Source organism: Bacteroidota bacterium, from assembly GCA_018266835.1.
GTDB lineage: Bacteria > Bacteroidota > Ignavibacteria > Tepidaquicellales > Tepidaquicellaceae > JAFDZO01.
On sequence record JAFDZP010000001.1, the window covers coordinates 317,514 to 331,192 of the forward strand.

Annotated in this window: 14 protein-coding genes; 11 read left to right on the top strand and 3 right to left on the bottom strand. The window is 35.6% G+C overall.

Annotation, left to right across the window (positions count from 1 at the left end; genetic code table 11):
- The first annotated feature begins 378 nt into the window (after nt 1–378).
- Nucleotides 379–627: a hypothetical protein gene (locus JST55_01310; GenBank protein ID MBS1492115.1), complete on the top strand. Its 249-nt coding sequence runs from the start codon at nt 379–381 to the stop codon at nt 625–627.
- 232 nt (nt 628–859) lie between these two features.
- Here the strand turns inward: JST55_01310 and JST55_01315 are convergent, their stop codons facing one another.
- Together JST55_01315 and JST55_01320 are read right to left on the bottom strand one after the other, a co-directional pair.
- A complete protein-coding gene (locus tag JST55_01315; GenBank protein MBS1492116.1) occupies nt 860–2,506 on the bottom strand; it encodes an arginine--tRNA ligase in 1,647 nt (548 codons plus the stop codon).
- A gap of 80 nt (nt 2,507–2,586) precedes the next feature.
- Nucleotides 2,587–3,609 (bottom strand): NAD-dependent epimerase/dehydratase family protein, encoded by a 1,023-nt coding sequence (locus tag JST55_01320; protein MBS1492117.1) that lies wholly within the window; start codon nt 3,607–3,609, stop codon nt 2,587–2,589.
- Nucleotides 3,610–3,683: 74 nt separating this feature from the next.
- Between JST55_01320 and JST55_01325 the strand changes: the two genes are divergently transcribed.
- The 7 genes from JST55_01325 to JST55_01355 all read left to right on the top strand — a co-directional run bounded on the left by JST55_01325 (nt 3,684) and on the right by JST55_01355 (nt 7,978).
- Entirely contained in the window at nt 3,684–4,877 is a 1,194-nt protein-coding gene (locus tag JST55_01325; GenBank protein ID MBS1492118.1) for a pyridoxal phosphate-dependent aminotransferase family protein, read from the top strand.
- 179 nt (nt 4,878–5,056) lie between these two features.
- The gene (locus JST55_01330; protein MBS1492119.1) at nt 5,057–5,503 is read left to right on the top strand and encodes a GNAT family N-acetyltransferase; all 447 of its coding nucleotides are present in this window, start codon (nt 5,057–5,059) and stop codon (nt 5,501–5,503) included.
- Nucleotides 5,504–5,533: 30 nt separating this feature from the next.
- Nucleotides 5,534–5,959, top strand: a complete 426-nt coding sequence (locus tag JST55_01335) for a hypothetical protein (protein MBS1492120.1) — start codon at nt 5,534–5,536, stop codon at nt 5,957–5,959.
- Nucleotides 5,960–5,962: 3 nt separating this feature from the next.
- Nucleotides 5,963–6,367 carry a hypothetical protein gene (locus JST55_01340; protein ID MBS1492121.1) on the top strand — a complete coding sequence of 135 codons (405 nt, stop codon included), beginning with the start codon at nt 5,963–5,965 and terminating at the stop codon, nt 6,365–6,367.
- A gap of 2 nt (nt 6,368–6,369) precedes the next feature.
- Nucleotides 6,370–6,819: a helix-turn-helix transcriptional regulator gene (locus tag JST55_01345; GenBank protein ID MBS1492122.1), complete on the top strand. Its 450-nt coding sequence runs from the start codon at nt 6,370–6,372 to the stop codon at nt 6,817–6,819.
- Nucleotides 6,820–6,865: 46 nt separating this feature from the next.
- The gene (locus tag JST55_01350; GenBank protein ID MBS1492123.1) at nt 6,866–7,276 is read left to right on the top strand and encodes a VOC family protein; all 411 of its coding nucleotides are present in this window, start codon (nt 6,866–6,868) and stop codon (nt 7,274–7,276) included.
- Nucleotides 7,277–7,360: 84 nt separating this feature from the next.
- On the top strand, nt 7,361–7,978 hold the full coding sequence (locus JST55_01355; protein ID MBS1492124.1) for a DUF1211 domain-containing protein: 618 nt from the start codon (nt 7,361–7,363) through the stop codon (nt 7,976–7,978).
- A gap of 76 nt (nt 7,979–8,054) precedes the next feature.
- Here the strand turns inward: JST55_01355 and JST55_01360 are convergent, their stop codons facing one another.
- Nucleotides 8,055–8,384, bottom strand: a complete 330-nt coding sequence (locus JST55_01360; GenBank protein ID MBS1492125.1) for a hypothetical protein — start codon at nt 8,382–8,384, stop codon at nt 8,055–8,057.
- A 312-nt stretch (nt 8,385–8,696) separates the two neighbouring features.
- Here JST55_01360 and JST55_01365 point away from each other — a divergent pair, with 312 nt between their 5' ends.
- The 3 genes from JST55_01365 to JST55_01375 all read left to right on the top strand — a co-directional run bounded on the left by JST55_01365 (nt 8,697) and on the right by JST55_01375 (nt 13,659).
- Nucleotides 8,697–10,271, top strand: coding sequence for a HAMP domain-containing histidine kinase (locus JST55_01365; protein MBS1492126.1), 1,575 nt, complete (start codon nt 8,697–8,699; stop codon nt 10,269–10,271).
- Nucleotides 10,268–10,693, top strand: coding sequence for a response regulator (locus JST55_01370; GenBank protein MBS1492127.1), 426 nt, complete (start codon nt 10,268–10,270; stop codon nt 10,691–10,693). The genes JST55_01365 and JST55_01370 overlap by 4 nt, the downstream gene beginning before the upstream one ends.
- A 2,294-nt stretch (nt 10,694–12,987) precedes the next feature.
- Nucleotides 12,988–13,659, top strand: a complete 672-nt coding sequence (locus tag JST55_01375; protein ID MBS1492128.1) for a T9SS type A sorting domain-containing protein — start codon at nt 12,988–12,990, stop codon at nt 13,657–13,659.
- Nucleotides 13,660–13,679 lie beyond the last annotated feature (20 nt).

A 13,679-nucleotide genomic window follows, 5' to 3' on the forward strand; every position in this document is an offset into this window, starting at 1 on the left:
GTAAATAAAAGTAAAGAAAAGAAAAGCAGTGTGTAGCACACACACGTTTTTTCGGAATTTACACATGAGGAAAGTGGGAAGAATAACCCGACTATTTCCGATTTATGTATAACGTTCCAACGCTGGAGCATTGGAACGAGTTGATGTTAAATAACTTGTAATTCGTAATTTGAAACTCGTAATTCTTAACTGAAATAAGAACCCGACTATTTTCCGACTATTTGCAAATAGTGAAATGGTGAGTAGTGAAATAGCGAAAAAATAAAATGTGACTTTTTTGCGACTATCTGTGAAATCATAATTTTCATAGTTATCAGTGTTCAGAAATCCGTCAAAAATCCGTCAAAAAAAAATATTTTTTAACTAAACAAATAAAAAATGGCAGCACTAACCCCGGCTGTAATTTTAGCCATAGGAAATTTCTTCCTTCCTGCGCTCGTTGTTCTGGTTGTAATATACTACGTAATAAAATACTCGCTGCTTTGGCAGTATAGGCTTAAAAATCGTGACAATCTGCTGAAGAACAGAAGCGAAATGCCATTTGCAAAATTCCTTAAGTGGGGAGATATAATCGTGGCAGTAATCGGACTGGCCATTATATATTTGTTTGTAAAGAGGTATTTTTGATTAGAGAAAAGTATGAAGTTCAAATTTGAAATAACAGTAATTTAACCCATAACTTACGAGGGGGCGATAGTTTCGCTATATGTTTTTACAATAGTTAAATTCTGATCGAATACAAAACTTTGAAACTCAGAATCCAGACTTTGCAATTAGTGAAATATCGAGAAGTGAAATAGTGAAGATAAAACCCGACTATTTTCCTACTTTCTGACAACTAAAAACCGGCAACTGACAACTACATTCTCTCCGGAGCGCTGATGCCAATGATATCAAAACCGTTCTTCAGAATCTGCTTAGCTGCAAGACAGATTTTCAGACGGGCGATTGAAAGCTCGCGGTTTTCCGCATCAAGCACACGGTTATTATGATAGAATTTATGAAATCGTTCAGCCACAACATTCAGATATGTAATAATCTTATGAGGCTCATATGAAGCAGCACTTGAACTAACTTCTTCAGGGAATTTAGCTAATATCTTAAGCAATCCAAGCTCTTCCTCTGACCTAATCAGGTCAGTATTAAACTCCGCCTCTGAATTAAAGTCAAAGCCCGGGAAGTTGTCCTCAGCATTTCTGAGGATGCCGCAAATCCGCGCATGAGCGTATTGAAGGTAGTAAACGGGGTTCTTATCGGAGTGCTCCTTGGCAAGCTCGATATCGAAATCAAGATGCGTGTTAGCTCCGCGCATAACAAAAAAGAACTGCACTGCATCGGCGCCGACTTCTTCAATAAGTCCGTCAAGAGGGTACGATTTATCGCTCCTTTTGCTCATTTTCACGCTTTCCGTGCCTTCTTTAAAGGTAACCATCTGGTGTATAATGACCTTAATTTTGGAGGTATCGTAGCCAAGCGACTTGACTCCGAAAAGCACTTCTTTATAAGTATCTCCGTGGTCTGAGCCGAAAATGTCAATTATAAGGTCGTATCCTCGCTGGATTTTCTGAACATGGTAAGCCATATCGGGCAGGCGGTAAGTCGGCTCGCCTGTGCTTTTGCGAATGACTTTATCCTTATCAAAACCTGCTTTTTCGTCCATTTTCAGCCATAATGCGCCGTCTTTTTCGTATGCCATACCTCTGCGAACAAACTCGTCAATGACCTGTTCAATCAAGCCGTCTGTATATAGCTGCGACTCGTTTGAAAAGACATCGTGATGAATTCCGAGCTTGTTTAAAGTCTGCCGAATGCCCTTAAAATTGTAGTTTTCACCCGCTTTTGTAAAGAAAGCGAGGTCAGTTGAGTTCTTAAGCGAGTCCTTGCGTTCATCATAAATGAGCTGAGCGATTTGCTTTATATAATCGCCTACGTATCCGTCCTCAGGAAAAGGGTAGTTTGGGTCGATAATCTGCATATAACGCGCATAAACGGACTTTCCGAGATTCTCCATCTGGTTCCCGGCATCGTTGTAATAGTACTCGCGGGTAACATCGTAGCCGACGGCTTCAAGCAGATTTGCAATGGCTTTTCCAAGGCAGACCTGGCGGCCGTGACCGAGATGAAGCGGTCCTGTAGGATTTGCAGAAACCCATTCAAGATTGGCTGTTTTGCCTATAAATTCATCGGATTTGCCGTATTTATCGGCAGCTGTTAATATGTTAAGCAGCTCAGTTATATAGTACTTATCTGATATGAAGAAGTTGATAAATCCGGGTCCGGCAAGCTCAATTTTGGATATGATATCGTGGTTGTATTCAAGGTTATCGACGATGTTCTGAGCAATATCACGCGGCTTTTGCTTCAGCTCCTTTGCAAGCGGCAAGGCAATATTGGTAGTTACGTCACCATGCTTTTCGTCCTTTGGAGTATCAAGCTGAACGTTCTGCTCAGCTACTCCCAGCTTCTTAAGCGAGTTATTTAGTATCGATTGTAAGTATGTTTTAATCACAGATTTTGAGTAATGTTAAAGGTCTTAATATGTATTTCTATATAGGTGTTAATTGCTAACTGTTAATTGTTAATTGGTTACTTTATCCACCCTTGTTCTTTGTACCAGTCAATAGTCTTTTTAAATGATGATTCAAGTGTGTATTTGTCTTTGAATCCAAGCTCTTTGCGGATTTTATCAGTTGAGCATACCCAGCGAACCTGAGTGATATCTCTGCATTTCTCGAGATTGAGCGTTGCCGGCTTGCTTGAAAATCCCGCAAAGAACTGAGCAAAGGCTCCGACTGTATATACTATAAAATGAGGAAGTGCCAGCTTGAATGCCTTTTTGCCGAGGAGCTTTCCGGTTATTTCACCGATTTGCTTCCAGTTATATGCTTCCTGAAATCCTGCAAAGTACTTCTGGCCTTTGGCTTCGTCTTTTTCTCCTGCGAGAACGATTGCATCGGCAAGATCTTCGACGTAAACTAAAGTCAGGTATTTTTCACGAAGTCCGATTACGGAATTAAGTCCTTTAGCAAACGTCTGGAAATAAACGAATACTTCCGTATCACGCGGACCGAAAACAGCCGGCGGGCGGACAATAGTAACGTTCATTTTATCTTTATACTTCATCACTTCCAGCTCGGCATCGCGTTTGGTAACACCGTAAGTTGTAATAGGGTGATAAGGCGTTTCTTCAGTAATTGGCTTTTCGTCTAAGTTGGGTCCGACTGCAGCAAGTGAGGAAACGTGAACAAACTTCTTTATATTGGGATTAACTTTGTACGTGATTTCAATAAGGTTACGGGTTGCAAGCTGATTGCCTTTAATAAATCCTGCTTTGTCTTTGGATTTTACAACTCCCGCAACGTGGTAAACGTAGTCCATTTCAGCAATCGTCTTTTCAAGGACTTCATTGGAGAAAAGGTCGCCATCGACGTATTTGATATCTTTGCCATCGAGCCATTTTGTGGATGAGGTTGAACGTTTGAGACAGTAAACTTCGTATCCTTTTGCTAAGAGCTTATCGACTAAGTGGCTGCCGACAAATCCTGTAGCGCCTGTTATAAATGCTTTCAAGTATATTATATTGGTTAATTTCCTATTAAATTTTAACATAGAAGTTATACAGAATAATTAGTATTTTCTATTTTAAAATATTTACCCTAAAACGTAAAAAACAACAGAATTCAATGGATTTATTTCAAAAATGTTATAATTTCACACGCGCAGACGAAGTAAAAGCAAGCGGAATGTACCCGTATTTCCGCGCTATCGAAGAAAATGAAGGACCCGTTGTACAAATAGAAGGACGTAAAATCATTATGGCAGGCTCCAATAATTACCTTGGACTTACCGCTCACCCAAAAGTAAAAGAAGCAGCTTTAGAAGCAATCAGAAAATACGGAACAGGCTGCTCAGGCTCACGATATTTAACAGGAACATTAGATTTACACATAAACCTTGAGAAGAAATTCGCTGAATTCTTCGGCAAAGAAGACTGCTTGCTTTTCTCAACAGGATATCAGACTGCACAGGGAATTATCCCGACACTTGTATCAAAAGGTGATTACACAATAGCAGATAAAGATGACCATGCCTGTATAGTTGCAGCAAACATGATGGCTAAAGGCGGTTTTGCTGAGTTCAAACGTTATCAGCATAACGATATGGCTGACCTTGAAAAAGTTCTTTCAAGAATTCCGATTGATGCCGCTAAACTAGTTACAACTGACGGTGTTTTTTCTACTACAGGAGAAATAGTTGACCTTCCTAAACTGGTAGAGCTCTGTAAAAAGTATAATGCAAGGATTTTAGTTGACGATGCGCACTCAACAGGTGTAATCGGAAAAGGCGGAAGAGGAACTGCATCTAAGTTTGGTCTTGATAATGAAGTCGATATGATAATGGGAACGTTCTCAAAAACATTTGCTTCACTCGGTGGATTTGTAGCAGGGGAAAGAGCCGTTATAAATTATATTAAGCATCACTCACCTGCATTGATTTTCTCGGCTTCACCTACTCCTGCAGCAGTTGCAGCAGCAAGCGCAGCATTGGATATTTTAATTGCAGAGCCGGAAAGAATTGATAATCTTATTGCTAATGCTGCAAAGATGAGAAACGGATTTAAAGCAATGGGCTTTAATGTTATCGAAAGCGAAACAGCAATTGTACCGGTCGTGTTAGGACAGGATGATATTACCTTTATGTTCTGGAGAAAATTATTTGATGCCGGTGTGTTTGTAAATGCATTCATTTCACCGGGAGTTCCGGTCGGAATGGCAATGCTCAGAACATCATTCATGGCTTCACATAAAGAAGAACATCTCAACAGAATACTTGAGATATTCGGTGATATCGGAAAAGAATTAGGTGTGATAAAGTAATCAAAAGAGTTCGTTCATTTTAAATTTATATAATGCCAATGCAGTAATTTGTGTTGGCATTTTTTGTGACATTAACTGTTCTCCCCCTTAACAAGGGGGAGTTAGAGGGGGTTTAAAGTTAAATATAGACCTCCCCCAATCTCCCTCCTTATAAAGGAGGGGATAGAATCACTCGTGATATGATTATAAGAAAAGCAACATTAGAAGATTTTGCTGAGATAGATTCATTTGATGTCTTTGGCGGAGACCGAAGAACAGAAATTGAAAGAGAAGAAATTCTTGTTGTTATTATCGATGAGAAGATTGCAGGGTATATTACACATAACAGAAGTTTTTACGGCAGAGCATTTGTTCAGTTTGTAAACACTAAACCAGAATTTTTGAAAAGGGGAGTTGCGAAATCTTTGTTTGATTATGTTGAAAAAATTTATTCAGAGTCAGGTGATGAATTGATATTTTCTTCCACTGAAGATTATAATAATATAATGCTTGGATTTTTTGAAAGAAACGGATGGCAGAAGTCAGGTGTAATTCATAATATTCAAAAAGCAGCTGAAATAATTTTTGTCAAGAGGCTAAATAATTTTGATAAGGAACTTCAATACGAACCAAAACTTTACAAGTAAAATTATAACTAAAAACTCATAATCCAAAATATGCTTAAACTAATTCCAATTTTATTTATTGCTCTTATTTTCACATCATGCTCAAAGGACGATAAACCAAAAAATGAAACAAAACAAAACAGCTCAACAACATCTACACAAACAGTTGCGAACGACGATGCAGATACCAATATGAGTAAGGAAGAAATATTCAGCTCAACACTTGTTCAGGATATTGCCGGGGATGAAAACGAAGACCTGGAAATGTATCTGGAAGAGGTAATTTACCCTATGGTATCGAAATCGAATAAAGTAACTCTTGAGAAAATATCAGGATCGGTTTATTTATTAAGCTACGATGATAATGGTACAATGAAAAACTTATTAATACAGGAATATTATTCTCCTGCAAAAGATGAAATGGTATTCGATAAAACTGAGACCACTACAAATGCTGTTAAACAATTTGTAAAATAAAACATGAAAGTCTGCTTAAGTTTAGTAATTTTCTTTCTGGCATTATCACTTCATGCACAGGATGTAGATAAGTCAAAATGGTTTTTACTCGAAGGAGTATCAAATCCGGATTATAAAGTTTACATGGATCCTAATATTATGAAGTACGAACCCGGGAAAATTATTGAAGTCAGATTAATGTATGATAATACTTCAAAAGCAGATACAATAAATTCAGTTTGCTTCATAAAATACTATGTAGATAAAGATGCTTATCTAATGGAATATGAAGAGTTACTTAAAAGTGATAGTTTAAAAGTATTGAGAACTGAATCTGTTCCTAAGCCTCTTATTCCCGGTTCTGAAATGAGTATTATATATCAGGGAGTTTATATTCAGGCAGTAACAATGGGACCAACAAGAAAATAATAATGAAAGACGCTTATCCTAAAATGTATCTTTACAAAAGAATTGTACAGGCGAAGATGTTCATTGATGAACACTTTGCCGAGCAGATTGATGTAGATAACATCGCCGATGAAGCATGTTTTTCAAAATTTCATTTTATAAGGCTCTTCAAAAAAACATACGGAAGAACTCCTCACCAATATCTTACCTATGTACGAATTGAAAATGCAAAAGAGCTTTTGAAAAAAGATTCAAACGTAACTGATGTTTGCTTTGCCGTAAGTTTTGACAGTTTAAGTTCTTTTACAGGATTATTTAAGAGGGAAGTCGGATTAACTCCTTCTGAATACAAATCGCAGCAGCTTGCACTTCAGCTTGATACCAAGAAACGCCCTATGAAATACATTCCCGGATGTTTCGCTTCAAAATACTCGCAGTTGAAAAATAGCAATTCTCAAGAAGTAAAATCGTAATACTACTCCTATCTTTGTACATTAATTAATCAGATTATTTATAACTATGATATCAAAAATGTCACATCAGTGTATTTTTGTCTTGAATCAGGACAACGCCTACGATTTTTATGTTAACAAGCTCGGCTTTAAAGTTGTTACCGATGCAAAATTTGATAAAGGCAGATGGCTTACAGTCTGTCCCAAGGGAATGGATGGATTTGAGATAGTTTTAATGGAAGCAAATGAAGGTATGATGTTTGATAAAGCTTCCGCTGAAGCAATGCAGGGATTACTTAAATCAGGCAAGATGGGCGGAGCATCTTATGAGTGCGATGACATCTACGCTACCTATGAAGAAATGAAGGCAAAGGGAGTTGTGTTTTCTAAGGTACCAACTAAAGAATTTTACGGAGTAGCTGCAGTATTTGTGGATGACTCCGGCAACTGGGCAAGCTTAACAGAAAAGAAGAAGTAATTTAACCAAGAATTTTCAAGATTGGTATTTCAAATTAAAGATGCGTGAACTAATTTTACGCATCTTTTTTATTTTAATACAGAAATGACAAATATCAATTTCGGTAGTTTTTCAAAGAGTAGGATTGAAGCATTCAGCGACGGGGTGTTCGCAATCATTGTAACACTGCTTGTGCTGGAAATAAAAATTCCGCATCTTGAACATAATACAAACGCAGAGTTTCTTCATTCAATGATTGAGCTGCTTCCGAAAATACTTGCATGGATGAACAGCTTTTTAGTTGTCTGTGTGATATGGATGAACCATCACCGGCTGATGGAAATGTTTAAGAGAATTGATGTCGGACTTTTCTGGTTCAATAATTTTCTGCTTATGTCAACATCGCTGATTCCTTTTCCTACGGCATTACTCGGTGAATACATGAACCTTGAGTATGCAGTTTTTTTCTATGGGGCATGTTCATTATTGATGGCAATTAGTTTTATTGTGATAAGACTTTACGTTGTAAAGAAGCCTGATTTGATGAAGGAAGATGTGGATTTGAAGGCGTTTAAAAGAGGAACCTGGGATACTTTTCGGTATGGATTTTTACTCTATCTTGCCGGAGCTATTGTAAGTCTATTTAATCCCTGGATTGCATTCGCAATATATTTCTTTATACCGGTGTATTTTATATTCCCGCGCGCTACAGTAGGTAAATAACTTCATAGAATAAAAAGTCCTTACATTCATTAAGAATGTAAGGACTTTTATAAACTTCAATAATAATTGTAATTATTTATACTTCGGAAAGAGCAGGGGAGTTGGCTTTGTGACCCCAGATTGCATCCTGCAAACCCCAATAAAAATTATACTCGCTTGCAGTTACTTTGTTTACTTTCTTGGTGTTCGTTCCTTCATCTGTATGAAGATAAATTATGTCGCCTTTTTTTACTTTAACAGATTCGAATTTATAATTTTTTTGTGAACGGTAAACTGTTTCATCGCCGGTGGCATTTTTTATATGAACCTTATATTCGCTGAGATTACAGTCTTTAATTACCTTTATGCAGATGTTTTCTTTAAATAAATATCCTTTATCGTTTAACGCCGAAATTTCTAATTTCATATATAGTAGATTAGATTTTTAATTTTACCGGATGACGGGGGAAAGCAGATATTTCTGAATTGTTTAATTACTTTTATGCAGAATATCTGATTTTTATAAGATAAGAAGATTTACCATCAATGTATATGGGAAAATTTAGTACGTATAATTACTTTAATCTGAAAACTATGTAGATTTTAAGAAAAGTTTTTTTTAATTTAGCTCGTTATTAATCGTTTTTCTATTCGTTCTTTTAATCGTTGTTTTGGTAAGATTCCAGACCCCGGAATAATCTTGGGCTTCTTCCTTATTCTAAAACTAAACCTGGCAGCCTTGTTAAAAGATATTTCGATATCAAAAAAGCTTTACTTTATTGTTGGTACAATGGCAGTACTGATTGTAGTTGAATTGGTAACTTTGACTTTTGCAATTCATACTCTTTCATCTGTACGTGCATTTGTAGGTGCTGAAGGCTTATGGTCAAAATCACAAAAAGATGCGGCATATTATCTAAGGAAATACGCGCAGACTCATGCTGAAGAAGATTATAAAGAGTTTCAAAGGTTTATGGCTGTTCCTTTAGGTGACCATAAGACACGCATAGAACTGCTGAAACCAAATCCCGATATGAATATAGCCCGTCAGGGTTTTATAGAGGGGAGGGTTCATCCTGATGATATTGAGGGAATGATTAATCTGTTCAGGAGATTCCATAACATTTCCTATATACACCGCGCGATTGATATCTGGACTGAGGCTGACTCCATAATAGCTGAATTTATTCCAATTGGTGAAAAACTTCATTCTGAAATTAATTCAACAAAGCCTTCTCTAAAAGAAATAGAGACAATTACAAATCAAATTGACCCGATAAATCATAGGCTTACCGCAATAGAAGATGATTTTTCGTATACCTTGGGAGAAGGTTCACGCTGGCTCGAAAACTTAATACTTACAATACTATTTTCAGTTGTGCTGACAGTAGAATCCACCGGCTTAATACTAAGCATTACTGTAAGCAGGGGAATATCAAAAGGTTTAAACGAGATAATAAGAGCATCAGATGAAATAAAACTCGGTAACTTAAAAGAGCGGGCAAAAATATTTTCCATGGATGAAATCGGTTCGGTTGCCCAATCTATAAATGAAATGACTAAGCAGCTTGTTGAATCGAACCTGAAAATCTCCGAAGGAAAGGAAGATCTGGAAGAGCTTGCGATGAGACTTACTAAACAGAATCAACAGCTTATAGACTTTGCACATATTACTTCACATAATTTACGCGCTCCTGCAAGCAATCTCTTTTCACTGCTTTACTTATATAAACAATCTAAAAGTGTAGAAGAAAAAGAATCATTTTTTGAAAGAATAGAAACTGTTGTAACTCATCTATCGGAAACGCTTAATGATTTGATGAATGCAATACAAATAAAGGAAGAAGGCGTAAAAAATATTGAAGAACTCGATTTTGAAGCCACTCTTAAAAAGATAAAAGAAATTTTAAGCGGGCAGATAATTGAAACCGGTTTTGTAATAACTTATGATTTTTCCAAAGCGCCTAAAATTCATTACAATAAACAGTATCTTGAAAGTATAATTCTTAACTTAGTTTCAAACGCAATAAAATACAGAAGTCCCGATAGAAAACCTGAAGTTCATATCCATACCGAAATTGAAAAAGGTAATGTGATATTGAATGTAAGAGATAACGGACTTGGGATCGATCTGCATCGTCACGGAAGTAAACTTTTCGGACTTAGAAAAACTTTTCACCGCAATAAGGAGGCCAGGGGAGTGGGGCTCTTTATTACTAAAACTCAGGTAGAAGCAATGGGAGGAAGTATAGGTGTAATAAGCCAGGTAAACCAGGGCTCTATATTTTATATTAATTTTAACTCTAGAGAATGAATTCAGGAATTACAATTTGTTTAATCGATGATGATGAAGTATATAAGTTTGTAATGAGAAAAATAATTGAAGGACTTGAAGTAAATATTATCAGAAAAATACTTACTTTTTCAGACGGTGAAGAAGCTTTAGAATTTATTACGGGAAATGTTTCAAACCACTCCGAGCTCCCGAACATAATTCTGTTAGATATAAATATGCCGATAATGGATGGATGGCAATTTATGGATGAATATGTACTGCTAAAACCCAGGATAGGAAAGAAAATAACTATCTACATGGTCTCTTCCTCCAAAAATGAAGAAGATATGGAGCATGCCAAACGTATAAGCGAAATTTCTGATTACCTGATAAAACCTGTTACTCCCGACGAGTTAAAATTAATTATAGATGCCCTTCAATTGGAACCGGGTTCGAATTAAACATTAGAAACTCATAACATAAAATTTAACAAATGTGAAATAGTAATCATTAAATCAATTAGTATTGCTAATAAATTCTTAATTTTTTACCTTATTAAAACAATAAACTTGAAAGGAAGTGCGCTATGAGAAAGCTGCTTATTGTTTTAATATGCATTGTTGCTTTTTCCCCGGTTTTACCTCAAACCATTACATTAAATTTTTCACAGAATCCCCAAATTACTTGGGGAACTACACAATCATATCTAAAAAAATCCTATATCACATCGGTAGCAGATGCGTTGAATAATGTATATTATTCAGGCAATTATGACTCTACAGGATTATCTTATGTTAAAAAATTTAATGCTAAAGGTGAAGAAGTTTATACTCACAATTTCAACGAGCAGATTCATATAAATTCCAATAGTCAGTTCAGAATTAATTCCCAAAATCAATTTGTAATCGTATCTCATAAAGTCATTTCTTCTAACACATTTGCGGTAAGAATTCTTTGCTATGATGAAAACTGGAATAAATTAGTTGATGTTTCTACGCCTTTGAATTCAGGTGAAAGCTTTACTTTAACTGATTTCAAATTTGATTCGGATAATAATATTTATATTGTTTCAGATATGACTCAGGTGGGATTATCTTATTATCATTGCTGCTTATTCAAATATAGTTCTTCCGGACAGTTTATGTGGAAGAAAATTATAAATACATCAACCGCAGGGATAACGAGAAATTCTATCTATAAGATGGATGAAAATTCGTTTTCAATGATTGTTACACGGGCATCTTCATTGAATAATTTTTTTACACCTTATGAAATCAGCAAAGCTACAGGTGATGTAATAAAATTTACTTTATTGGTTGATGTCCCGAGTTTTCAAGATTACAGATATGCAGTAAAGACTTTTAATGGAAATACTTATTTAGCTTATTCAGCATATATAAATAATAATTCTCCTACTTCTTACATAATCCGCAAGTTTAATTCTAATCTTGATACGGTCTGGACCCGGTTACCTTCAGGCACTTCTTATCTATCGTGCATGGAGATTGACAACAATGAAAATATTTATTTAAGCGGTAACCTGGCTACAAAAAGTTTTACAAAAGATGGTGTTTTAAGATGGTCAAGTCCTTATTGGGGTGTTACATCTTTATTGGAAAACAATAATTTTTTTCTTTACGGGTATGATGGCAATAAACCTGTTTTCTCTCAGCTGGATTTAAATGGAAATTATATTTTGTCTTCTGAAAAATATAATCCCTTCAATAATACACCGCAATTTCAATACTGGTTTTCAAACTCAGCAGGAACACCTTCTTTTTCATTTTCCGGAATTGCAACTGAACCGAATCTGATAAAGCATGCATATACAAATCAGTTCAGTAAAGAGGGCTTGTTCCAGTATTCGTTGTTAGAAGGTTATAATAATGACTTCGCATTAGACTTTAAGTACTATAATAATTTTTTATATACCTGCGGTTATACAAAATTCAGAGAAAACTTTTCTACAGCTTTTATTAACAAATTTTCCTCTTCAGGTGCATTACTCTGGTCAAAAAATATTTTTAACAATACCGATTATTCCGGAACTCTTACTAATATTTATCCTGATAATATTGAAATTTTAGGAACAGGTGAATTACAGGATGATGCTTCTTTAAGGGAAAATGCTGCATTAGTAAGTCTTGACCAAAACGGCAATACAAATTATAATTTCTTCTTTAAAAATCTTCTGGGTGAGCGTAGCTCAGGGAAGATTGTAAAAAAATCAGTCAATAATATTTATGTTGCCGGTCAGTTCAAAGATAGCCTGAATCGTATAAAGGTATTCTTATCTAAAAATATTGGCAATGAAAATATATGGATAAAAAAGCTCAGTGCAAGTAACGAATCAGATTCACTTGTTAGTTTATCGGTTGACACTTTAAATAATGTTTATCTCTCTTATAATAGTTTTACCGGAATTGTAAAGTCAGGATATACAATCGTGAAGTTTGACGCAGATGGAGATATGGGTTATAGCAAGGTATACCAAAATGCTGCAGGTGTTTTTCTAAAAAAATCAGAAAGCGATAAGGCTGGATATGTTTACACTTTAGCTTCGGTAAAAGTTAACGGAAATTATGATTTGCTTACACAAAAACTTGATACAGGCGGAACAATTATTTGGTCAGATAGTTACGCTAATAATCTTAACACTGATGACTTAGCCGCAGATTTTGCAATTGGAAAAGATAACAGTATTACCATTGCAAGCAATACAGTAAATTCTAATCTCCGCCTAGATGCATTTTTAATGAAACTCAGCATTACGGGCGAAAGAGTCTGGAACAAAAATTATAATGCAAGCAATAAGTTTATAGTTAAAAATATTTTCTCTGATGATATGTCCTACAGGTATTTATTCGGTAAAAATGTTGATGCAGCTAATCAGGAAAAAATAATGTTTCTGCAGTATGACCCGTTAGGCAATTTAAAGAATGCTATTGGTTATAATCCTCACGATACGCTTACACTAAGTTTTGCAACAGATTTTGTGGGAGCATATGTGGCTGATTTAGCAGGAAACAATAAAAAAGTATTCAGCACTTCCAATGTTAACAGAATTAACAGAGGAAGCGATGTGAGAATAAACTCATTTTCAGGTAATGTAATTGTTACCAATATATCATCAGGAACTGAAACGGCGGATAAGTTCTCTTTAAGCCAGAATTATCCTAATCCTTTTAATCCTAAAACGACAATAAGGTTTTCATTGCCTTCTGAAGGATTTGCAAAGCTTATTGTATATGATATTAACGGCAGAGAAGTAAGTACATTGGTAAATGAAAATCTCACAAATGGTGTTTATGATAAGAACTTTGACGGCGCAAATCTGGCATCAGGAATATATTTCTACAAGCTGGAGTTTACAGGCTTTAACGGGCAAAAATTTGTTGAACAGAAAAAATTTATACTTATCAAATAGAAAGTTATAATCTCCTTTCC

What these genes read in the sequence shown, in the direction of transcription:
- JST55_01310 (MBS1492115.1), top strand. Translation starts at nt 379, where the DNA reads ATGGCAGCACTAACCCCGGCTGTAATTTTAGCCATAGGAAATTTCTTC.
- JST55_01320 (MBS1492117.1), bottom strand. Translation starts at nt 3,609, where the DNA reads ATGTTAAAATTTAATAGGAAATTAACCAATATAATATACTTGAAAGCA.
- JST55_01325 (MBS1492118.1), top strand. Translation starts at nt 3,684, where the DNA reads ATGGATTTATTTCAAAAATGTTATAATTTCACACGCGCAGACGAAGTA.
- JST55_01330 (MBS1492119.1), top strand. Translation starts at nt 5,057, where the DNA reads ATGATTATAAGAAAAGCAACATTAGAAGATTTTGCTGAGATAGATTCA.
- JST55_01335 (MBS1492120.1), top strand. Translation starts at nt 5,534, where the DNA reads ATGCTTAAACTAATTCCAATTTTATTTATTGCTCTTATTTTCACATCA.
- JST55_01340 (MBS1492121.1), top strand. Translation starts at nt 5,963, where the DNA reads ATGAAAGTCTGCTTAAGTTTAGTAATTTTCTTTCTGGCATTATCACTT.
- JST55_01345 (MBS1492122.1), top strand. Translation starts at nt 6,370, where the DNA reads ATGAAAGACGCTTATCCTAAAATGTATCTTTACAAAAGAATTGTACAG.
- JST55_01350 (MBS1492123.1), top strand. Translation starts at nt 6,866, where the DNA reads ATGATATCAAAAATGTCACATCAGTGTATTTTTGTCTTGAATCAGGAC.
- JST55_01355 (MBS1492124.1), top strand. Translation starts at nt 7,361, where the DNA reads ATGACAAATATCAATTTCGGTAGTTTTTCAAAGAGTAGGATTGAAGCA.
- JST55_01360 (MBS1492125.1), bottom strand. Translation starts at nt 8,384, where the DNA reads ATGAAATTAGAAATTTCGGCGTTAAACGATAAAGGATATTTATTTAAA.
- JST55_01370 (MBS1492127.1), top strand. Translation starts at nt 10,268, where the DNA reads ATGAATTCAGGAATTACAATTTGTTTAATCGATGATGATGAAGTATAT.
- JST55_01375 (MBS1492128.1), top strand. Translation starts at nt 12,988, where the DNA reads ATGAAACTCAGCATTACGGGCGAAAGAGTCTGGAACAAAAATTATAAT.